18 protein-coding genes are annotated in these 21,149 nt (G+C 62.8%); 10 read left to right on the plus strand and 8 right to left on the minus strand.

All coding sequences use genetic code 11. The features are described 5' to 3' along the window. Positions 1-44: 44 nt before the first annotated feature. On the minus strand, positions 45-1,238 hold the full coding sequence (locus tag QOU61_RS08715) for an FAD-dependent monooxygenase (protein ID WP_289657704.1): 1,194 nt from the start codon (positions 1,236-1,238) through the stop codon (positions 45-47). A gap of 148 nt (positions 1,239-1,386) precedes the next feature. On the opposite strand from QOU61_RS08715, the gene QOU61_RS08720 reads away from it, so the two are divergent. Further along, positions 1,387-3,471, plus strand: a complete 2,085-nt coding sequence (locus QOU61_RS08720) for a winged helix-turn-helix domain-containing protein (protein WP_289657705.1) — start codon at positions 1,387-1,389, stop codon at positions 3,469-3,471. 205 nt (positions 3,472-3,676) lie between these two features. Here QOU61_RS08720 and QOU61_RS08725 read toward each other — a convergent pair whose 3' ends face one another. Next, positions 3,677-4,183 (minus strand): YkgB family protein, encoded by a 507-nt coding sequence (locus tag QOU61_RS08725; protein WP_289657706.1) that lies wholly within the window; start codon positions 4,181-4,183, stop codon positions 3,677-3,679. Positions 4,184-4,228: 45 nt separating this feature from the next. Then, positions 4,229-4,765: a carboxymuconolactone decarboxylase family protein gene (locus QOU61_RS08730; protein WP_289657707.1), complete on the minus strand. Its 537-nt coding sequence runs from the start codon at positions 4,763-4,765 to the stop codon at positions 4,229-4,231. A gap of 495 nt (positions 4,766-5,260) precedes the next feature. On the opposite strand from QOU61_RS08730, the gene QOU61_RS08735 reads away from it, so the two are divergent. Next, positions 5,261-6,256: an AraC family transcriptional regulator gene (locus tag QOU61_RS08735; RefSeq protein ID WP_289661389.1), complete on the plus strand. Its 996-nt coding sequence runs from the start codon at positions 5,261-5,263 to the stop codon at positions 6,254-6,256. A gap of 109 nt (positions 6,257-6,365) precedes the next feature. Here the strand turns inward: QOU61_RS08735 and QOU61_RS08740 are convergent, their stop codons facing one another. Further along, positions 6,366-6,599 (minus strand): hypothetical protein, encoded by a 234-nt coding sequence (locus QOU61_RS08740; RefSeq protein WP_289657708.1) that lies wholly within the window; start codon positions 6,597-6,599, stop codon positions 6,366-6,368. Positions 6,600-6,724: 125 nt separating this feature from the next. Between QOU61_RS08740 and QOU61_RS08745 the strand changes: the two genes are divergently transcribed. The 4 genes from QOU61_RS08745 (at position 6,725) to QOU61_RS08760 (ending at position 10,064) form a co-directional block, all read left to right on the plus strand. Next, positions 6,725-7,606, plus strand: coding sequence for a LysR family transcriptional regulator (locus QOU61_RS08745; RefSeq protein WP_289657709.1), 882 nt, complete (start codon positions 6,725-6,727; stop codon positions 7,604-7,606). A gap of 155 nt (positions 7,607-7,761) precedes the next feature. Then, positions 7,762-8,034 (plus strand): hypothetical protein, encoded by a 273-nt coding sequence (locus QOU61_RS08750; RefSeq protein WP_289657710.1) that lies wholly within the window; start codon positions 7,762-7,764, stop codon positions 8,032-8,034. 126 nt (positions 8,035-8,160) lie between these two features. Then, positions 8,161-8,835, plus strand: coding sequence for a peroxiredoxin-like family protein (locus QOU61_RS08755; protein WP_289657711.1), 675 nt, complete (start codon positions 8,161-8,163; stop codon positions 8,833-8,835). A 119-nt stretch (positions 8,836-8,954) separates the two neighbouring features. Further along, complete coding sequence (locus QOU61_RS08760) at positions 8,955-10,064, plus strand: alkene reductase (protein ID WP_502876902.1); 1,110 nt, start codon at positions 8,955-8,957, stop codon at positions 10,062-10,064. Between the two features lie 150 nt (positions 10,065-10,214). On the opposite strand, the gene QOU61_RS08765 is transcribed toward QOU61_RS08760, so the two are convergent. The 4 genes from QOU61_RS08765 to QOU61_RS08780 form a co-directional block, all read right to left on the minus strand. Then, positions 10,215-11,144 carry an HlyD family secretion protein gene (locus QOU61_RS08765; RefSeq protein ID WP_289657713.1) on the minus strand — a complete coding sequence of 310 codons (930 nt, stop codon included), beginning with the start codon at positions 11,142-11,144 and terminating at the stop codon, positions 10,215-10,217. 28 nt (positions 11,145-11,172) lie between these two features. Further along, positions 11,173-13,503: an ABC transporter permease gene (locus tag QOU61_RS08770; protein WP_289657714.1), complete on the minus strand. Its 2,331-nt coding sequence runs from the start codon at positions 13,501-13,503 to the stop codon at positions 11,173-11,175. Further along, on the minus strand, positions 13,500-14,555 hold the full coding sequence (locus QOU61_RS08775) for an HlyD family secretion protein (RefSeq protein ID WP_289657715.1): 1,056 nt from the start codon (positions 14,553-14,555) through the stop codon (positions 13,500-13,502). The genes QOU61_RS08770 and QOU61_RS08775 overlap by 4 nt, the downstream gene beginning before the upstream one ends. A gap of 347 nt (positions 14,556-14,902) precedes the next feature. After that, a complete protein-coding gene (locus tag QOU61_RS08780) occupies positions 14,903-15,991 on the minus strand; it encodes an AraC family transcriptional regulator (protein WP_289657716.1) in 1,089 nt (362 codons plus the stop codon). Positions 15,992-16,326: 335 nt separating this feature from the next. Between QOU61_RS08780 and QOU61_RS08785 the strand changes: the two genes are divergently transcribed. The 4 genes from QOU61_RS08785 to phaZ are packed head-to-tail and all read left to right on the plus strand — an operon-like array spanning position 16,327 to position 21,140. Next, positions 16,327-17,979 carry a fatty acid--CoA ligase gene (locus tag QOU61_RS08785; RefSeq protein WP_289657717.1) on the plus strand — a complete coding sequence of 551 codons (1,653 nt, stop codon included), beginning with the start codon at positions 16,327-16,329 and terminating at the stop codon, positions 17,977-17,979. A gap of 38 nt (positions 17,980-18,017) precedes the next feature. Next, a complete protein-coding gene (locus QOU61_RS08790) occupies positions 18,018-18,488 on the plus strand; it encodes a MaoC family dehydratase (protein WP_289657718.1) in 471 nt (156 codons plus the stop codon). Between the two features lie 5 nt (positions 18,489-18,493). Continuing rightward, entirely contained in the window at positions 18,494-20,197 is a 1,704-nt protein-coding gene (locus tag QOU61_RS08795; protein ID WP_289657719.1) for an alpha/beta fold hydrolase, read from the plus strand. Next, positions 20,190-21,140 carry a poly(3-hydroxyalkanoate) depolymerase gene (gene phaZ / locus QOU61_RS08800; protein WP_289657720.1) on the plus strand — a complete coding sequence of 317 codons (951 nt, stop codon included), beginning with the start codon at positions 20,190-20,192 and terminating at the stop codon, positions 21,138-21,140. The genes QOU61_RS08795 and phaZ overlap by 8 nt, the downstream gene beginning before the upstream one ends. Positions 21,141-21,149 lie beyond the last annotated feature (9 nt).

Consider the following 21,149-nt stretch of genomic DNA (forward strand, 5'->3'; position numbering starts at 1 on the left):
GCAATCGAGGCTTTGGCCGGGGCGATCGCGCGGCGGCTCCGTCCTCAGCGACCGGACTCGGAAAGAGCATCCGCAGCGGCTCTTTCCGCATCGTGCTTGAAGACCCACGTCCCCTGCGCGATCCATTCGCCAAAACGCTCGGCCTTCTCCGCAGCCGAATCGTGCTCGGATCGATAGAGCTTGCCGGCCGCGCGCGCGAGCGCCTGGACCTTGCTGGTCCGCTCGAGCCTGATCGTCTCATAGAGCTTGAGACGGTCCGCGACCTCTTTGGTGGTGCACCCCTCCAGAAGAACCGCAAGCGTAAAGCCGTCTTCGATCGATTGACCTGCTCCCTGGCCGACGTGGGGAACCATGGGGTGTGCTGCATCGCCCATGAGCGTGATGCGCTTGGTCGACCAGTACGGCAGCGGGGCGCGATCATAGATGCCCCAGCGATACGTTTCTTCGAGCGCGCTGATGGTGTCCTGAACGGGCTGGTCCCAACCGGCATATTCGGCCCCCAGCGCCTTCAACTCGCCCGGCGCAGACCACGATTCCTCTGAATCCGTGTCGGTAGGAACGAATGCGACCATGTTGATCAATCGCCCCCGAGCCACAGGATAAAGCAGGAAGCTCCGGCCGAATCCCAGCCAAAGCGTAGGGTCCTTGAGGTCGCTTGCCCATGAAAGCCGCTCGGCGGGGATCAGTCCCCGGTAAGCCATGATGCCTTCGCTGGTCGGGCGACTTTGCAGGCCGATTCCTCGTTGGATGACGGAACGTATTCCGTCGGCCCCAATCACGACGTCGGCCTCTGCCGAAGCGCCGTTCGCGAAGGAAAGACGGACCCGGTCGGCTTCCTCCCTAAGCTGGATGCAGCGATGACCGAGCGTGACTGTCCCTTTTGGCAGTGCACCAAAAAGCAGATTCAAGAAGTCGGCGCGATGGACGTTGTACCCCTGATCGCCTCCGGAAAACGCGGGCATTGCGGGCCCCTCCGGAGTAGCGATCGCCTTGCCCTGCGACGTGCGCAGCGCGATGCCGCTGATCGGCGAGCCGATCTTCTGAAGTTGGTCCTCGAGACCAACACGTCTCAGCAACCGTGCCGCATTCGGGTGGATTGAGACCCCGGCTCCGATCTCCCTCAGGACCTCGGCTTGCTCGAAGACGCTTACATCGAGGCCCCGCTTCCGAAGCGCGAGCGCGGCAGCTAGCCCCCCGATGCCGCCACCGACTATTGCAATGCGAAGCGAGCCAGGCATTTCCCTAAACCTTTGCGTAAAACCGCATTCACGGACGAGGCGTGCCGGTCGAGTGGTTGCGGTTGTGGTTGTCCGCGAGATATCTTGACCGATACGTCATGATAGAAACTGGCTGAGGCTGGCGATCGGAACCGCGGAGCAAGGTCAGATGCCAACCGAACGTATCGACAGGGCCAAGGTAGAAGCAGGACCGGACAGAAGTCCCGAAAGGCTCCCGAAATTTTCCGAAACCTCGCGCAGTGATGGCTTGGGTAAATCCGGTCAGACCGTGTCGCTTGGTGACCGGATCGTGGACCTTAGCCGCGATGTCCTGTTGGACCGCCAGGGAACCGTCATGCCGCTACGACCGCGGGCCTGGCTGGTTCTAAGATTCCTGGCGCAGCGAGCCGGTCGGCTCGTGGAAAAGAATGAGCTGCTTGAGGAGGTCTGGGCCGACTGCGTCGTGACCGAAGACTCGCTCGTCCAGGCGATCGGAGATATCCGCAGAGCCTTGGGTGACGTCGGCCGCGCGGCCTTGAGGACGTTGCCGCGGCGCGGCTACATTTTGGTGCCCGATCAGGTCAGCTCTCGAAATGCTGGCGACAATATCGGAAATCGCCTGCGCGCCAGGGCGGAGAAGCGCTTTGTCGGCAGAGATTTCGAACTGGCCGAACTCGGCCACGCGCTTGCGGCGGAACCGGGTGGCATCCAGCTGTGCTTTATTCATGGACCGGGCGGGATAGGCAAGACCACGCTTCTGGAACGCTTGAAGGGTGACGCAACGCGCGCAGGCATCGTCTGCGCAGCCATCGATGCCTCCGCGCTCGCTCCCACACCAACCGCAATGCTAGCAGCGATTGCCGAGGACCTCGCACTTACCGAGACGACGGTTACGTTGCAGGATATCGGTCCCGCAATGACGCGTTCGGATTGCCGGTTGCTGTTGATCGATTCCTTCGACGCCATGGGAGAGGCGAGCGGATGGGTGAGAGAGAAGTTGTTGCCGGCGTTGCCGGGCGAGGTCAGGATTGTCGTAGCCGGACGAAATGCGCCTGACACGTTTTGGACGGCTCATCCGCTGTGGTCGGAGGCGATGCGCAGCATCCGATTGAGCTCGCTTTCCCGCGAAGAATCATCACTTCTGCTGGAAGGGCATGCGGTCGGCAAGGCGGCGCATGAAGCGATACTCGAGCTCTCGCACGGCCATCCGCTCGCACTGGTGCTGCTCGCTGCCGAAATGCAGAAGCACGGGAGAATTCCTTCGAGCCTCGGCCACGACGTGGTGAGAGAATTGGTGAAGCGTTGCGTATCTGATGCTCCGACACCTCTCCACAGAAGAGCTCTGGAGGTAGCGGCCCGAGCCCGCACGACAACCGTGGCGCTGTTGGCGGATGTCGTCGATCCGCCCCTGGCGTCGGTCTTGTTCGACTGGCTGAGCGAGCAGTGTTACATGAACCTCGGGGCGAGGGGACTTTCGCCGCACGATCTCGTCCGCGATGTGGTCGACGAGGATCTGCGGTGGCGGGATCCGGAAGGCTCTCGGGAGCTGGATGGCGCGCTTAACCGCTGTCTTCTGCGACAACTCCGCGACGGCCGGCACGACTCTCAAACCGCCATGGAGCTGCAATTCCTCGAACGCAGCTCTGCCGTCATGAAGCGGTATTTCGACTTCGGCGCGCTGGGAAGCGTTTCCATCGGGCCAGCCATCGCGACAGATAGGGATGGGATCTCGCGCTTGCGCGACGCCGGCTTGCCGCCTGAGGAGAAAGAGATGTTTGATCTCTGGTCCGGTCATCCTGCTGCCCGGATGTTCGTGGCCCGCCGGCCAAATGGCTCGGTCTGCGGCGTCACGCTGATTCTCGAGATGGATCGCGTGGACGATGTGACTGCCGGCAGGGATCCGATCGTCTCCGCAGTCCGGCGATCACTAAGCCGCCCGCTTCGTGGCGTGAATGGCGTCTCCCTGATGTCGAGGTTTACCCTGCCGGAAGGGGATCGCCGCGAGGCCAGCCCCGCAATGAATGCTCTTCAAATATGCCATTTGGTGCATTGGGCGACCGAGCAGGATCTGCAGTTCTGGGTCATCGTCGCGCATTATCCTGACCATTTCGCGCCCTTGCTCGCTGAGATGCATTTCGACCGCCTGCCGGGCTGCGATCGGACTTTTGGCGAAATGCCGGTGGGTTGTTTCGTGCACGACTGGAAGTCGGAGCCTTGGCTCGCGTGGCGGGATCGTTCTCACACGCAACACTGAGGCACGACCGCCTTGCGGATTCCGATGGCCTGCCTTTGGGATGAGACGTCCATGGGCATTGCGTCTTCATTGAGCACGCTAGCAAGGACCGAACAGCCGGCAGCGCATTCTCACGCCCGATCCTCGTTCGCAAGGCTGACCAAACGACAATCGCCGGCGAACGGGAAGTTCGCCGGCGATGCATCGCATTCAGCAGAGTGGCACCTTATCGGCGCGTCAGGCGGACCACGTCCTGCCTCAGGAGGTAGAGCGAGACCGCAAGCAGAACGACGTCCTTCATCAGGAAGGGCACGTTACCCGTCATCGCGGGGAAACCTCCCGCGGCGACGTCCCAGCCCTCCGGCATGAACGGAATGATGGTGACCGTCGCGATGAAGGTGCCGGTCGAGCCGAGGGCGCCAAGAACGCCGAGCCGCTTGTCCCAGAACCCTGCGAGCAGCAGCGACCCGAAGGTCCACTCCGAGGCGCCGAGGAAGTAGCTGGCGCCGGCATGGCCAAACACCGGATACAGCCACCAGATCAGCGGCCCGTTGCTGATGAACGGGACCAGTCTTTCGAACTCATACGGAAACCACTTCTGGTAGCCGAAGAAGAGGAACATGATCACCATCGAGGCGCGCACGACGTGGTAGTCGAGATCCTCCGCGAGCAGGCCGGATCTGTGCAGCGCGCGCACAAGTGGATTTTGGGCGGTGGTGGAAAGCGTGGTCATGGTCGTGATCCTTTCATGTTCGAGATGTGACGCGGCGCGGTCGCTTCACGCGACTGCGGGGAAGTCGATCTCGGTGTCGTTGATGCGGTTGAAGACGTTGGTGAAGACGGTGGTCGCAAACGCCAGGCTGATCTCGACCAGCTGGGCGTCGCTGTAGCCCGCGGCCTTGATCGCGGCGAAATCCTCGTCGCTCACCGTGCCGCTGGATTGCGCGATCTTGCGGACGAAGCGAACCAGCGCATCGCGCTTCGCATCGCCCGTGGGCTGGCCTTCGCGGACCTGCTTGAGCGCGTCCGGCTTCACGCCGGCCAGCTGCGCAAGATAGCTGTGCGCGGCGACACAGTAGTCGCAGCCGCCGGCGGCGCTGATGACGAGCTTGATTACCTCCTGATCGCGCTTGGTCAGCGTGCCCGCAGCGAGAACTGCGTCGGCGGCGAGGACTGACTTGAGCGCGGCAGGGCCGTGGGCGGCGATGGCCGCGAAGGTTTTCGGCACGCTGCCGATCGCCTTCTTGATCTGAGCATAGACCTGGCCCGACGGACCGGCATCGGATTCGAGGTTCGGGACTGAAAGGCGGGACATGGTGACACTCCTTGGTTCGGGTTGAGCAACGATTGCGGAGTGAATGTACGGACTGATTGTGAGACACTGAATGTCTTGAAATATCGATTGCATGCTCCATCGTCTCAAAGAGGACGGATTGTCCCAGCTTGCGAGTGGAAGGAGAGCCCTGCTGCGGCGGCGTTGGGCGATGAGCGTCAGGCTTCGCGTTCAGAGCCGTTGGCGCGCAGGCCGATCTATTGGCCGGCGGCAGCCGGGGATTCCGGAAGCGATCGCCATCGCGTCCAGAAGATGTCCATCGACACTGCTCGAGACGTTCGAAGCTGCGGGAGATCACTCCGGATGAGGTCGGCCCGGCAGTACTCGCCTGCAGCTGTTGGCGGCGTGAACGAAAGCCGTCGTGCACAGCGCCGCGATCGGCACTGCGCGCCACTTCAGAACCCGAGACGTTGAATGTTGGTATGGCGTTTTTATATACTCAATCGTCTCAAAGAACGGATGTTCGTATCCCCTCTCATGGATTGGCTCAGTCGATTGTTCGAGATGATGCCGGTGCGCGGGCGCCTCGATCTGCGCTGCTCCTACGGCGCGCCCTGGCGCATCGACCAAGGGCCGGGCGAGGCGAACGAAATTCCCTACCACGCCGTGCTTTCCGGCTCTGCTCTCCTGGAGAATCCCGCAGGCGGCCGTCCCCTGCAGCTCAACGCCGGCGACATTCTTTTGCTGCCGGGTAATCAGCGGCACGTGATGCACGACGGCAGCGGGGCCGCGCCCCTGCCGGCCCGCAACCGCGCGTCCTTCAACTTCACGATCAGCGAAAATCTCGGTTCGGACGAACGGCTCGATCTGTTGTGCGGACACTTCGCGATCGCGCCCCCGCACGACCGGCTTTTGCGCAGCTATCTTCCGCCGCGCCTGGTCGTGCATGCCGGCACCGTCGCCGGGCAAACGCAAAGCGATCCTGCCCCACAACTGGCAGGTCTCGTCGCCCTGATGCGCAACGAAACGGCCGACAATCACCTGGGCGGTCGCGCGATGCTGAACGCGCTATCGACGGCAATGTTCACGCTTGTGCTGCGGCTCGCCAGCGAGACCGAAGGCGCGCCGCGTGGGCTCCTTGCTTTGGCTGGTCATCCGCGCCTTGCACCGGCTGTGGCCGCTCTGTTCAATGAGCCGGCTCGCCCATGGTCGCTGCCCGAGCTTGCGCAAATATGCAACATGTCGCGGGCAACCCTCGCGCGCCAATTCCAGGAGAAGCTCGGGCGCTCGGCCAGCGATCTTCTCACCGACATCCGCATGACGCTCGCGGCAAACGAACTGAAGAAATCTTCTCTTTCCACAGGCGCGGTGGCGGAAGCGGTGGGGTATCAATCGGAGGCGGCCTTCCAGCGCGCGTTCAAGAGCCACATGGGTGTCACTCCAGCGCAGTGGCGCCGGATGCAGGAGCCGTCCGGCCGGGATGTCTTTTCCGGTTTGGCGGTTTCGGGCGACGCGAATCCAGCAAAGGGTTGAGGGTCCACGGCATTGCCGGCGAACGGAAGGGCGAGGACCTCGATGTAACCGGTCGCTTGTATCAGCTTCCGTTTTTGTCCCGACAAGGCCAACCGATCTCGCCGCCGGTTCACCCTTTCCCATGGAAGATGCAGCGCGCGAACAACTCCAGATGGGGCATGGTGAGCATCAATAGGGTTGCGAACGCGCTGCCTGTCACAGCGTAGGCATAGAGGGCATCGGCAACGGCAAGATTGAGCGTGCGTACCGCCCCAGCGACAGCGCTTTTCGCGCGGCGTCCGGAGCGGAATGCAGATGGCGTTGCGTTGTAGCGGTCCGCATAAGATAGTCTGTAGGGGGTCATCGATCGTCTCCGTCCTGGCCCAGGCAGGCGCTTGGGTCGGGAGAACAGATGGCCAATTTTCTTCCGTCGTGGCAGACAGGAGCCGGCAATATCGCTCATTCCCGGGAAGAATAAGGAGAATAACGATGGATCGCCTGGCTTCGATGGAGACCTTCATCCGGGTGGTCGAGACCGGGTCCTTTTCCGGTGCCGCACGGCAGCTTCGTGTTGGGCAGCCCGCGGTGTCCAAGACGGTGGCGCAGCTTGAAAACTATCTGGGCGTCAAGCTGCTCACGCGCTCAACACGCGGACTGACGCCGACCGAGGCGGGACTCGGTTATTTTGAACGCGCCAAGCGCGCAATCGAGGAGGCTGACGAGGCCGAGCTCGCCGCGCGCGGCGCCGGCACCGGGCTGAAGGGACGGCTGCGTGTTTGCGCCGCCGTCACATTTGCTCGCATTCATCTCATTCCGCTGTTGCCGCTATTCCTCGCGCAACACCCGGACCTCGATCTGGAAGTCGTGCTCGATGACCGCCAGATCGACCTCGTGCAGGAGGGCATCGATCTGGCGTTGCGGATGGGAAAGATGCTGGACTCGACGATGACGGTTCGCCGCATCGGTCGATGCAAGCGACTGGTATTGGGAACGCCCGCCTACTTCGAGCGCGCGGGCAGCCCGGCAACACCAGCCGATCTCAGCAAGCATCAGGCTGTTGTTTATCTGCAAGGCGAAGGCAGCGTGTGGTCGTTCCGGCGCGACAGCTCTGAAGCTGCGGTCAAGGTCCAAAGCAGGCTCAAGGTGACCGCGGCCGAAGGCGTCAGAGCCGCGGTGCTTGCCCATGCAGGGCTCACCATTTCATCCGAATGGATGTTCAGCCCGGAGCTGCGCTCGGGCGCAGTGCGCGCGGTGCTGACGGAATGGAGCCTTCCACCTCTCGATCTGTGGGCGGTATTCCCGACCGGGCGCGCGGCGACTGCGAAAGCGCGGGCTTTTGTTGATTTCTTTGAACGCAGCTTTAATCCGTGACAGCGAGCTGATCGAGGCGACGCCGTTTCCACCGCAGATGAGACGAACGAGCAGCTTTTCGATCCTATCCGGCATTCAGTGTTCGGGAGCGCTGAGTAGGCTGACCCCATAAGCGGCTTTGCTCATCCTGAGCCCGCGACAAGGAGTGTCACGCCATGTCCACCTCGAGCAAGAATCATTCTGCACGCGTCGCCGCGGCGCTTGTTGCCGGCGCTGCGCTGTTCGGTCTGCTTTCGCCTGCTGCAGCGTCCGATCAAAACAATCCAGCCGTTCTAACCTCGCATTCGCCCTGGCTCGCGCCGACCGGTCATCGGCAGCCTGGAAGGGCCGACGTCCCCCAGGACGACGTTCTATCGGCCTGGGAACGCCAGCAGCAGTATCTCGATGTCGAACTCGATCGAAAGCTGGTCATTTGCCGCGGCTGCTGAAGCCCCTATTCCCAAGCGGAATAGGGCCTAGTCCGTCGGCCTCGCTACCCTCCATGGCGGCCTCCTTTAGGTTCTGTCGCGTGAGCTCGATCCGCAAGCCCACGCGAAACCCAGAGGGAGTCGACCATGTCATTGCAAGCCAAACTCGACGCGTTCAAGGCCGATTTCGAAGCCGGCAAGCCGCCCTACAATGTTCCTCATTCTGTTATCGAGACCATGCATCGCGCCACCGCCGAGCTTGTCGCCTCGGGTGCTGCGCAGCGCGCCAGGAAAGCCGGCGACGTGGCGCCATCGTTCTCGCTGAAGGACCCCGAGGGCAACATCGTCAGCTCGGACGAGCTTTTGAAAAAAGGCCCGCTCGTCGTCAGCTTCTATCGCGGCGTGTGGTGCCCATACTGTAACATGGAGTTGCAGGCGCTGGAGGCCGCCAAGCCCGCCTTCGACAAGTATGGCGCCTCGCTGCTTGCGATCTCGCCGCAGACCGCGCCGAACAGCCGCAAGTCGGTACGTCAGAACAAGCTGAGCTTTCCGATCCTGTCGGATGCGAAGGGCAAGGTCGGCGCGGCGTTCGGCCTGCGCTTCGAGCTGCCCGACTATCTGATCGAGCTCTACAAGAGCCTCAAGAACGATCTGCCGACCTTCAACGACGATCCGAGCTGGACCCTGCCGATGCCGGCCCGCTACGTGATCGGCCAGGACGGTACGATCCTCTATTCCGAAGTGAACCCCGATTACACCCACAGGCCCGAGCCGGAAGACATGATCCCGGTGTTGCAGCCGGCGACCGCTGTGGGCGTCTGAGAGTGGAAGAAAACAGGAAGCGCGATTGCGATCCCCATCGCACTTCCCGAGAGACGGCCGATGGGGCGCCACATCCAGCGACCATCGGCCGTCGTCATCCAAAACCGAAGGAAACAACCATGAGCACCCTGTTCTCGCCAGTCAACATTGGACCCTATCAACTGTCCCACCGTGTCGTGATGGCGCCGCTGACGCGGATGCGGTCCGATCCGGGCGACATTCCGAGCGACCTGATGGTCGAGTATTATTCGCAGCGCGCATCGAAGGGGGGCCTGATCGTTTCCGAGGCAACGCCGGTGTCGATCCGTGGCTACGGCTATGCCGGCGCGCCCGGCATCTATTCGGACCGTCAGATTGAAGGATGGCGCCGCGTCACCGATGCGGTTCATGCCAGGGGCGGCCGGATTTTCCTGCAGCTGTGGCATGTCGGCCGTCAGTCACACACCGATCTGCAGCCGAATGGCGAGCCGCCGGTCGCGCCATCCGCGATCGCGGCAGAAGGCTACGCCTATGCCCGGCGAGGTGAAGTCCCGTTCTCGATGCCACGTGCGCTCGCGCTGGAAGAGATTCCAGGAATTATCGAGGAGTTTCGCGCTGGCGCCGCGCGTGCACTACGCGCCGGTTTCGATGGCGTCGAGATTCACGGCGCGAACGGCTACCTGCCCGATCAGTTCCTGCAGGACGGCACCAACAAGCGCACGGATGAATACGGTGGTCCCATCGAAAACCGTGCGCGCTTCCTGCTGGAGATCACGCAGGCTGCGATCTCCGTCTGGGGGGCCGATCGTGTCGGCGTGCGCCTCTCGCCGAGCAGCACCTATGGCTCGATGTCGGACAGCGATCCGGCCGCGACTTTCGGCTATGTGGCAGGCCAGCTCGATCGTCTGGGCATCGCCTATCTTCACGTGGTCGAGCCGCGCATCAAGGGCACCGAGGATGTTGCCAAGGGCCAGGCTCCAATCGCCGCCCAGCATCTACGGCAGAAATTCAGCCGCACGCTGATCGCGGCGGGCGGTTTCACGGGAGAAAGTGCCGCGGCCATCGTCGCGGAAGGCGACGCGGATCTCGTGGCGTTCGGTCGACACTTTATCTCGAACCCTGATCTGCCCGAACGGCTGCGGCGCAAGTTGCCGCTAAACCGCTATGACCGCTCGACGTTCTACGGCGGCGACGGGCGAGGCTACGTCGACTATCCGGCGCACGCCGACATGATGGCGGCGGCACTCTAATTCCGAGCCAGGTCTGTAATTCCGAGCCGGGTCTGTGGCGCGCCAGAGCATGGCGCGCCAACTTGCGGGAGCCGTCGGCGGCGCCGGTAGCCGGATGTTTATGGTTGTCGGAAGCGTCGGCGTTCTGCCGGACCCTCAGCGTTTTGCTTGTTAAGGCTGGATCCAAACAGTCATTCCCGGTTCAAGGCCTGCCGCGGCCTCCTGTGGGTCGAGGCGCAAGCGCAGCGTACTGCGGTCATGATCGCCAATAACTCGCTCGGCCTGCCAGGTGGCAAAGACCCCGAGCGGTCGCAGCTCGGTGACGACCGATTTGACCGCGCCGTCGGGACCGTTCCGCGTCACGCTCACCGTCTTTCCCATCGTGAGGCCACCGAGATGGTCTTCGCGCACGTTGAACGAGAGCCATTGCCTGCCTGCGGCCTCGACCATCAGGACCGGTTGACCCGGGCGAACATTCTCGCCCACCTCTGCGGCGATAACGCTGACCACACCGTCGGCCGGAGCACGCAGGACCATCTTTTCAAGACGGCGCTCGAGCACGGCCACCGCGGCGGCCGCGGCCTGCACCTGGGCGTCGGCGATCGCGCGTTCCTCCCGGGTCGGGCCCGCCACGGCCGCATCATAATTCGCTTGGGCCTCCGCCACGTCGGCGCGCGCGCTTGCAACGTCGTTTTCGGCCTGGTCGAGCGCCTGCTGGGACTCAAAGCTCTGCCGCGCCAGCGTGCTGGTCCTTGTCAGTTGTGCCTGCACATAGTCGAGGCGGGCGCTCGCCTTGGCGATCGCAGCTTTCAGTGAGTCGACCTGTTCACGACGGACACCGGCATAGACATTGTTGCGGGTCGCGGTGGCCGAGGCGAGCGCGGCACGCGCCTGGTCCGCCTGCGCCGTCAACTCCACCGCGGAGAGTCGCGCCAGGACGTCGCCGGCGTGCACATGCGCGCCTTTGTCGACCTCAATCGACATGAGTTGGCCGTTCACCTCCGGCTCCACCCTGACTTCGGTCGCCCGCACGACGCCAACAATCGTGGTCGCCGATGCGGATCGACGCCCGGAATAGACCAAGGCAGCCGCGACCAGCACGAGCGGGATCGCAACGATGGCGGCACGCCTAGCTTTGCGCATGTTGCCGTCCTCTCTTGACCGCAAACGCCGAGATCACGGCGAGCACGAAATAGGCGACGGCCAGGCACCACAGTGCGAGCCAGTCATGGGCGACCTCCCAAATGCTGGCACCAAGCTGGTTGACGCGCACGAGGCCATCGATCGCGGAATCGGCGGGGAAAATCCGACCGAATGCGAGGGCGACATCGGGGATTGCCTCGCGCGGCCACGCAAAGCCGGCCATGAAGAACTGAGGCAGGCTGGTTGCCAGGAGGAGGATGGTCGCGTTCTCCGGTCGCGTGAACCAGGCCCCGACGGCCTGCCCCATGAAGCTCGTCGCAAGGAGAAAGACACTCGCAAGCGCGAAGATTTGTGGAAGATGGCCGAGTGTCGAAAAGCCGTAGATGCGCGGCAGCACGATGACATAAAGCGCAAGCGCCGGAAGGTAGATGGTCAGGTGGGCGACGCCGCGGCCGAGCACGCCGGCAAACGCTCCGCCCCCCGCCGCCAGCGCAGTGCCGGTCAACATGGCCGCGCCGATCAGGAGGGTTTGCTGCAGGATCAGGATGAACGCCGCCGGGACGACGTAGCTCGCATAACCGCCCACCGGATTGAAGATCGGCTGCAGCAGAACGTCGGCCGGGCTCGAGCTCGCCAGCTTCGCCTTGACAAGGCTTCCGTCCGAGCGCGCGCCTCGCGAAACGAGTTCGGATGTCAGCGCTCCGATGGCCGTGGCGACCCCGCTGGCGCTGGATCTGAATATGAAGAGGTAGGTCGCATCCGCGTAGATCGGGATGTGGGCGGTGATGCCCTTGAGCACATCGCGCTCGGTGTTGGGCGGGATTTCGACGGCCGCAAAAGCCTGCCCGCGATCGATCGCGGTGCGCGCTTCGGCAAGCGTGCGGGTGCGAACCACGACGCTCAATGCTCCACTCGCATCCAGCGTCTCGACGACCTGGCGGCTGAGATCGCTCAGATCGTTGTCGACGACCGCGATGGGAAGCTTGCGAAGGATCTGGTTCAGATAAGGCTGCGGATAATAAATGCCGTAAACCAGGGGAGCCAGGAACAAGAGGCTGAAGGCACTTCGCATCCCGAGCACGCGCCGCCACTCTGCCTTGAAGGCGCCGCCGACGCCTCGCGGCGGTTCCTCCGCTTCGGGCGGCTCGGCCGGTCGCGCCGTCTCAAACCAGCCCTTTCGCGTGACGCTCGCCATGCGCAGCAATGCGAGGCCGGCAAAGAGCACCGTCAGGCCCGCGAGCGCCGCGAAGGGAAGGGCGGAATCCGAGACCGGCAATCCGCGCGCCGCCTGTCCCAGCAAGACAGCCATGTACCAGCGCAGCGGCAGGATAGCGCTCCAGCCTTGCGCGAACGCATTCATGCCGATGGTCGGAAACCCGACGCCGGCGTAGCCGAATGCAGGAGAGGCGATGAGGCCCGCAAGTCCGAGCCCCGTGGCCAGGTCGCCGACCAGGAGCTGCAGCAGGGCGCCCAGGGACAGATAGGCAATGATCAGCAGGGAGGCCGCGGCGATCATCAGCGGCAAGTCTCCCCTGAAGGGAATTTGCAGCACGCCCTCCAGGAACAGCGGCTCGACCAACATGACCATGAAGAAGATGCCGAACAGCGGCGCGAGCTTGCCGGCCAGCGCGACCACCGGGTCGCCACCGGCGCTTTCGAGCCAGGCCCGCCCGTCGCGACGGCGGAATTCGGATCCGACGGAATAGCCGGCGGCGAGCGTGATCACCACATGGATGATCGTCGGCAGCAGCGCGCGCAGCAGGAACTGCGCATAGTTCTTTTGCGGATTGACAAGCGCGATGGTCTCCCCGGTCATCGTTCCGATGGAGGCCGGCGCGGGGGCGGCGCGCTTTGCGGGGGCAGCCGCTGCCGCCGCAGCGGATAGCGCGTCGTTCAGGCCAGAGGATGCAATGCCGGACGGGGTCAGGAACTGCTGGTTATAGAAGCCTACGACCTGCGGGCGGCGTTCGGCCTTCAGGTCGCGCTCGAAATCGGTCGGAATGTAGATCGCGGAGATTGCCTTGCCGGACCGGATGTCCCGCACGGCTGTGGACAGCGTGCCGGAGCGGTCGACGATATGCAGGCTCGGAGACGCCGCGACGTATTCCACCAGAGCACGCGAAGCATCCGACCTGTCTTCGTCAACGACCGTCACGCCGAGCCCCCGGATGACCGGATGGCTGAACACGGTCGTGAGAACCACGAACGCAAAGAGAGGCACGCCGAAGATCAACAGCAGCGCCACCCGATCGTGAAACAGCCAATGGCACTCGCGCCGCGCAACCAGCAGAAATCCGGGTTTCGACGCCAGCCTCATTGCCGTGATCGCCAGTCGAGATAGGCGCTCATTCCCGGTCGCAGCTCGGGCACCGGCTGGATCGGGTAGGCGCGGATCGAAAACGTCCGCAGGTCGAAATCGCCCGAAGCGCGCGTGGCCCGCCAACTCGCATATTCGCCCTTGGTTGCAATAAGCTTGACTTCGACGGTTACACGGCGGTCATCAAGAGCCGGAACGTGCACGTCAAATCGATCGCCGACCTTCAGGCCCTTCACCAGATCTTCGCGAAGATCGAAATGGACCCAGACATCGGCCAAATCGATCAGGGTGACGAGCGGAACGCCCGGAGACACATATTCGCCCGGCTCCACATTGCGCTGATAGACCTGCGAGGCGACCGGGGCATAGACCACGAGTTGATCGATGATCGATTGAACGCTCTGGATATCGGCATTGGCCTTTTCGAGGTTGGACTTGGCAATCGCCCGTTCCTCTTTTGTGTAGCCATTGACGGCCTGCTCATAGGCCGATTTGGCCTGATCGACCGCCCGCTCGCTTTCGTGCAGCGTATCAGTCACCTGGTCCAGGCGGGCTTGCGGCGCATTGCCTTGCTCGGTCAATGTATGAGTGCGGTCGAAAGTCTTCTGCGCCAGCACCAGAGCCGCCTGCGCGCGCTCCATTTCCGCTTTCCGCGCGGCAATGGTTTCCACCCGCGTTCCGACGAGTACATTGGCGAGTTGGGCTTCCGCAACTGCGGCTGCCGTCCTCATTTGCTCGTGTTTGGCCACGGTTTCAGGATTATCGATCCGTACGAGGACGGCGTTTGCCGGAACGTTCTGGCCACGTTCCACGGGTATCTCCTTGACCCGTCCGTCGACGCGCGCGGCGATGTCGAGCCGTGTCGCGTCGACCTCGCCCTGCACCAGCAGTGGTTCAGGTCGCAACAGATAGAAGACGGAAAGCGCGACGACGGCGGCTGCAACGGTGCCGACGATAATGGAAGGCGTGCGCGTCGGGGTGCGCGTGCTCTTTTCTTGTCCGTCACTTGGGGCGTCGGACCTGCCCTGAATTTCGTCATCAGAGGTCGGCATGTTCGTGCCTGACTCCACTTAGCTCATGACCGGGTTAGCCGCTCTTTATGTTTCGGTTGATGAATTTCCGTCCCATCTCGAGTCGTCGCGCAGCATGGGCCGCCACCGTGTTGCGAAAGAAGAGCCGTCTATCGATTGTCTATCAAAACCGGTGATGCTTCCCGCTGCTTGGATGTCCCTGCTGCAATAGGCAATATTGCGGCCTCAAACGCGGATCCTCTCGCTTCATGTATAACCGGTCTTGGCCAATTCGTCGATGAGGCGGGGCGGCGGGCCGTCGTGCCTGCCCGGGTTTGTGAATAAGGCTCGTAGTTGTAGGTGGAATGACGCGGATCAGAGTGATTTGACTACTCCTCCCTGATCTTGCTGGGTGACTTGTTGGTCCAGCGCCGAAAAGCGCGGCGGAAATTTGCGGCATCACTGAACCCGAGCGCCAGCGCAATATCCTCGTTCGCGAGCCTTGTTGTGCGCAGGTATTTCAGCGCGATCTGCATTCGAAGTTCATCCAGCAGGCCGCGGAAGGAGATGCCTTGCTCCCGCAGCTGACGTCGCAACGAGCGATCGCTCATTTCAAGCAGCTTTGCGATGGCAGCGAGGGTGGGAGGGTTGGCGATATCCCGGAGCAGGAGGGCGCGAATCTCCCCGGCTATTCCAATTCGCGATTTCAGATCGTTGAGCAGGTCGTCGCAGAGCGCCACGACCGCCGGGTACGTCGTCTTGTTGCCGAGATTTGCTGCTTGATCCAGCCATGCCGACCGGAAAATGATCCGGTTGGTCCTGCTTGCGAAGCTTAGACGACATCCGATCTGGTCCGCTGGCAGGCCGAAGTCATGAGCTTCCGGATAGGCGACGCTGATCTGATCAGGAGTGAACGAGGGGCCCATGATGTCCCGCATCAGCGATATGTGAATGCCGATCTGCATCTCGGTGACGAAGCGGTAGACCTTCGGATCGGTTGCGGTGCGCGCATTGGGCTCGATGGTCCAGGTCGCGACCCCGTCCTCCTCGGTGAATTCGATCGTCGCCAGCGGCGTCGCGAGCGCGTGGTAAAGTTCGGCAAAAGCCATCGCCTTGCGAAAGTCGGGGCAGCAAAGAATGGCGAAGCCGTACATGCCGTAAGTGGAGATGTGGATTGATGTACCGATGCGGTATGGCAGATGCGGGTCGCTTGAGAGCCGAATTGCGTTCTTGCAGGCGGTCATCAAATCCGCGAGCGAAATCCTCGACCTTGGAGAGTGCACCTCGTCCGCGGTCAGGTTGACGTTTCTCAGCACGTCGCCGGCTGGGCAGCCCTGGTCGACGAGTATGTCGAACAGCGCGGCGAGTTTTGTCGATTCGTAAACACGCTCATCCAATCCAACGATCGGCCTTTCCCTTGCGCTGCTCGAAACGGAACGCAAAGCGGGGGACCTCCCGGGCTGCTTGGAGTCGCGCAACTGAACCTGCCCTTTAAAAACACACGGTTCGAAGCTTCTGTCACTTGTCGTCGGGCCAGGATAACATTTTTTCGATCGCGCGTAGGCTCAGGCCGCTGGGCTGCGGCTCGCTTTGGGCGTAAAATGCAGCAGTTTTTTTCAAGACCCGGTGCCTGATAAGAGGCAACTTGTCCGGCTTGGACCCGCTGTTCGTCCGTTTCGGACCTTCACAAGGACCAGGCTGCGCGCGAGGCTTGGGACTGGCGTTGTGCGGTGCGAGGCAGGTCAGGCGATCCGCTCACCTAGAATGGCGGACGCCGAAACGGCCGGAGGAAGACAATTCGAGGGAGGCCGTCATGGTGGGAAGGCTGATCCAGGCCACCAAATCTGCTTATCAATACCCTTTGATTTTCAAGCAATTGTGGCACACGCCGCGCTTGCAGGCGCCCGACCAGGAGGTCGTCTACCGCGACCTGAAGCGCTTCACCTATCGCCAGATCAGGGAGCGCATCGGCCGCCTCGCATCGGCTCTTGCCAAGGCCGGTATCGCGCCGGGCGATACCGTCGGCGTGCTCGACTGGGACAGTAACCGGTTTCTCGAGGCTTTCTTTGCAATCCCGATGATGGGCGCGGTGCTGCAAACGGTGAATGTCCGCCTGTCGCCCGAGCAGATCGCCTACACGATCAATCACGCGGGGGCCTCAACGCTGCTCGTCAACGACGAATTCGTCGAATTGCTCGAAGGCATGAAAGCCCAATTGCCGAAGGTGAAGCGGCTGATCGTGATGTCGGATCAGCCTGCGCCACAGACCGGCAACCTCTCCTTCATCGGCGAGTATGAAAACCTGCTTGCCGCGGCCTCGCCCGACTACGACTTTCCGGACTTCGACGAGAACACCCAGGCGACCACTTTCTATACGACGGGCACGACTGGTCTGCCCAAAGGCGTCTACTACAGCCATCGGCAGCTCGTGCTGCATACGATCTGCGGACTGGCGCTATTCGGTATCGCGGGTCAGCAGGGCCGGTTCTCGCGTGACGACGTCTACATGCCGATCACCCCGATGTTTCATGTCCATGCCTGGGGCTTTCCCTGGTCGGCGACGCTTGCCGGTGCCAAGCAGGTCTATCCCGGTCGTTACGAGCCAGCGATGCTGGTCAAGCTGATCAAGAGCGAGGGCGTCACCTTCACCCATGGCGTCCCGACGATCCTGCAGATGCTGCTCAACGCCGCCGCCGCGGCCAAGGTCGACCTGCGCGGTCTGAAGATGGTGATCGGCGGTTCAGCCCTGCCGAAAGCGCTGGCCAAGCAGGCGCTTACCGCAGGCATCGACATCTTCGCAGGCTACGGGATGTCGGAGACCGGCCCGCTTGCGGCGGTTTCCCATGTCCGGTCGAAGGATCTCACTGGCGATCCTGACGGCGAGGTCGATTTCCGCAGCAGAGCCGGCATGGCGGGGCCACTGGTGGATCTGCGCATCGTCGACCCCGACATGAACGACGTGCCGCATGACGGCAAGTCCGCCGGTGAGATCGTGCTGCGCTCGCCCTGGCTTACGCAGGGCTACTTCGACAATCCTGAAGGTTCGGAGCAACTGTGGGCCGGGGGTTATCTGCACACCAGCGACATCGCCGTGGTGGGCCCGGACGGCTACGTCCACATCACCGACCGCATCAAGGACGTGATCAAGACCGGCGGCGAGTGGGTCTCGTCGCTGCAGATCGAGGATCTGATCTCGCAATGCGCCGGCGTCGCGGAGGCCGCCGTCATCGGCGTGAAGGACGCCAAATGGGGCGAGCGGCCGATGGCGCTCGTGGTCAAGAAGGCGTCCGATGCGAATGGCGTCACCGACACCGCCATCAAGGACCATCTCAAGGTGTTCGCCGACAAGGGCATCATCTCCAAATACGGGATCCCCGAGACGATCCTGTTCATCGACAGCATTCCCAAGACGAGCGTCGGCAAGATCAACAAGAAGGAGCTGCGCGAGCGGTACGGTGACATGTAGCTGTTCGGGCGCAGCCACAAGAAGATGGAGGAGCGAACGTGGGCAACCTCACCCTTGCCGGTTTGGGCGAAAGAATAGGACAGGAACTCGGCCTTTCCGATTGGGTTACGATAGACCAGCCACGCATCGACACCTTTGCGTCCTGCACCGGCGATCATCAATGGATTCATGTCGATGTCGAAAGGGCGAGACGAGAGAGTCCTTTCCGCGGTCCGATTGCGCATGGCTATCTGACGCTGGCGATGGTCGCCCCGCTGGCGATGCAGATCGGCGTCATCCCGACCGACGCCGCCGCCGGGCTGAATTACGGGATCGATAAGGTTCGCTTTCTGGCACCGGTGCCGGCCGGGGCGCGCGTGAGGCTGCGCGTCGTGCTCGCCGGGCTCGAGCCGAGGGAAGGCGGACAGGTGATCATGAAGACCCAGAATACGCTGGAAGTGGAGGGATCGGAGAAGCCCGCCCTTATCGCCGAGACGCTGGCGCTGCTGCTTCCCGCCAAGGGAGCATGACGGCAATGAGCACAGACAATCGCAGCCCGATATCGTCGACGGCGGACCTTTCCGAGGAGGCATCCCGAAATACGCTGGCGCTCAATCCGCTCGTCGGCATCCAGGGGCAGGATCTCGTCGAGAGCGCCGGCATCCTGTTCAAAGCGGTCATGAACGAACCAAAGGTCGCGACCGAACAGTGGCTCTCCTTCGTCGGCGAGCTGGGTTCCATCGTCGCGGGCAAATCCGAGCGTGCGCCGAGGACGGGCGACAAGCGGTTTTCGGACCCGACCTGGAAGGAGAGCTCGCTGCACAGCAGCCTGCTCAAGGCCTATCTCGCCTGGGGCGAGGCGGTCAACGGCCTGGTCGACAAGACCAGCCTGAGCGACATCGACAAGGCGCGCGCGCACCTGATCACGGAAATCCTGATCGACGCCGTTGCGCCGACCAATGCGATGCTCACCAACCCGGCGGCGGTCCGCAAGTTCATCGACACCGGCGGACAAAGCCTGTGGCACGGGTTGAAGAACTACTTCGGCGATCTCACCGGCAATCGCGGCATGCCGTCGATGGTGGACACCAGCGCCTTCAAGGTCGGCGAGAATCTCGCGGTCACCCCGGGTGCGGTCGTGCTCCGCAACGAATTGCTCGAGCTGATCCAGTACACACCGATGACGGCGACCGTCAGGAAGCGGCCACTGCTCGTGACGCCGCCGCAGATCAACAAGTACTATGCGCTCGACCTCTCTCCGGACAAGAGCATGGTCCGCTTCCTGCTCGAGAGCGGAATCCAGACCTTTGCCATTAGCTGGCGCAACCCGACGGCAGCCCATCGCGACTGGGGGCTGGACACCTACGTCGCGGCGCTCGACGAGGCTGTCGACGCGGTGCGGGAGATCTCCGGCAGTGAGGATATCTCCATGATGGGATCCTGCTCCGGCGGTATTACCTCGACCGCCTATTTCGCGACGCTCGGCAGCGCGGCCGAAAAGAAAATCAGAAACCTGGTGCTGGCGGTTTGCCTGCTGGATCCCAACTCGGCCGAAGAGAGCGCTTTCGGCTGCCTGATGACGCCGGAAACCATGTCCGCGGCCAAGGAGACCTCGCGGTTGCGGGGTATCGTCGACGGCCATGATCTGGCGCGGATGTTCGCCTGGATGCGGCCCAATGACCTGATCTGGAACTACTGGGTGAACAACTACCTGCTCGGCAACCAGCCGCCGGCTTTCGATATCCTTTACTGGAACGCCGATACGACCCGCCTTCCGGCGGCACTGCACGGCGACTATCTCGACCTGTATTTCACCAACCCGTTCGTCAATGCCGGCAAGCTGACGCTGAACGGGAAGACCGTCGACATGGGCAAGGTCAAGGCCGACAGCTACGTGATCGCCGGCGTCACCGACCACATCACGCCGTGGAAGGGCGTCTACAAGACAGCCCAGATCATGGGTGAGGGCACCACCTTCGTGCTTTCGAACAGCGGACATCTGCAAAGCCTTCTCAATCCGCCCAGCAATCCGAAGGCGTCCTTCATGATCGGGTCGGTCAGCGCGGACGCCCCCGACGCGTTTCTGGCGTCGGCCGAGAAGCGGAAGGGAAGCTGGTGGCTTGATTGGCGCGACTGGCTGCATGCGCGCTCGGGCGACGAGATCGCAGCGCCTGCTTCACTCGGCAGCGCGCGGCACCCGACCCTTGTTGCGGCCCCGGGGACCTACGTCTTTGAGTGACAATCTCGCCAGCGGCGACAAGGCCGAACCGGTTGTGGTTGCGAAGCCGGGCGCGATCGAGGCGCGGCAGGTTATGATCGACGGTCAGTTGCTTGAGGTCGCCATCAGGCATGGCGGCGGCAGCGGGCCGCCGCTGTTGCTGTTCAACGGGATCGGCGCCAACTGGGAGCTGGCGAAGCCGTTCCTCGAAGCGCTCACGAGCACGACCGCCATTATCTTTGACGTGCCCGGCGTCGGCGGTTCACCCAGGCCGCTGCTGCCCTATCGCCCGTCGACGGTGGCACGGCTTGCGGCAGGTCTCATGGCGGAGCTGGGCTACGCCGAGGTCGATGCCGCCGGGGTCTCCTGGGGCGGCGGAATCGCACAGCAATTCGCGCATCAGCACCCAAAACTGTGCCGGCGGCTGGTGCTCGCCGCGACGGCGCCCGGCGTCACCATGGTGCCGGCAAGCCTCTCGGTACTGTGGAAGATGGCGACGCCGCGCCGCTACACCGACAAGGACTATATGAACCGGGTTGCGGCGGACATCTATGGAGGAGCGTTTCGATTCGATCCGTCATTGATCGGCCGGCACGCGGCTTCGATGCATGGGGTGCGCAATCTGGGCTACCTGTACCAGCTTCTCGCGATGGCCGGCTGGACCAGCCTGCCATGGCTATGGTCGTTGCCGCAGCCGACGCTGGTCCTGATGGGCAGTGACGATCCACTGGTCCCCCCGATCAATGGCCACATCCTGGCAGGCCTGATCCCGAACGCCGAACTCCACATGATCGATGACGGGCACCTGTTCATGGTGACGCGGCCGGCCGAAACGGCTGCCCTGATCGAGGCGTTTCTGGCCGACGAGAACCGACAGGTCCGGCCGTCGTCCCCGCGTTCGCCAACGGCGGACCGTCTCAAAGACCTCATTCCAACGTCCGAAGGTGGACGCCACAAGCCCTAAGCACAGCAA

This window comes from Bradyrhizobium sp. NP1, from assembly GCF_030378205.1.
Classification (GTDB): Bacteria; Pseudomonadota; Alphaproteobacteria; order Rhizobiales; family Xanthobacteraceae; genus Bradyrhizobium.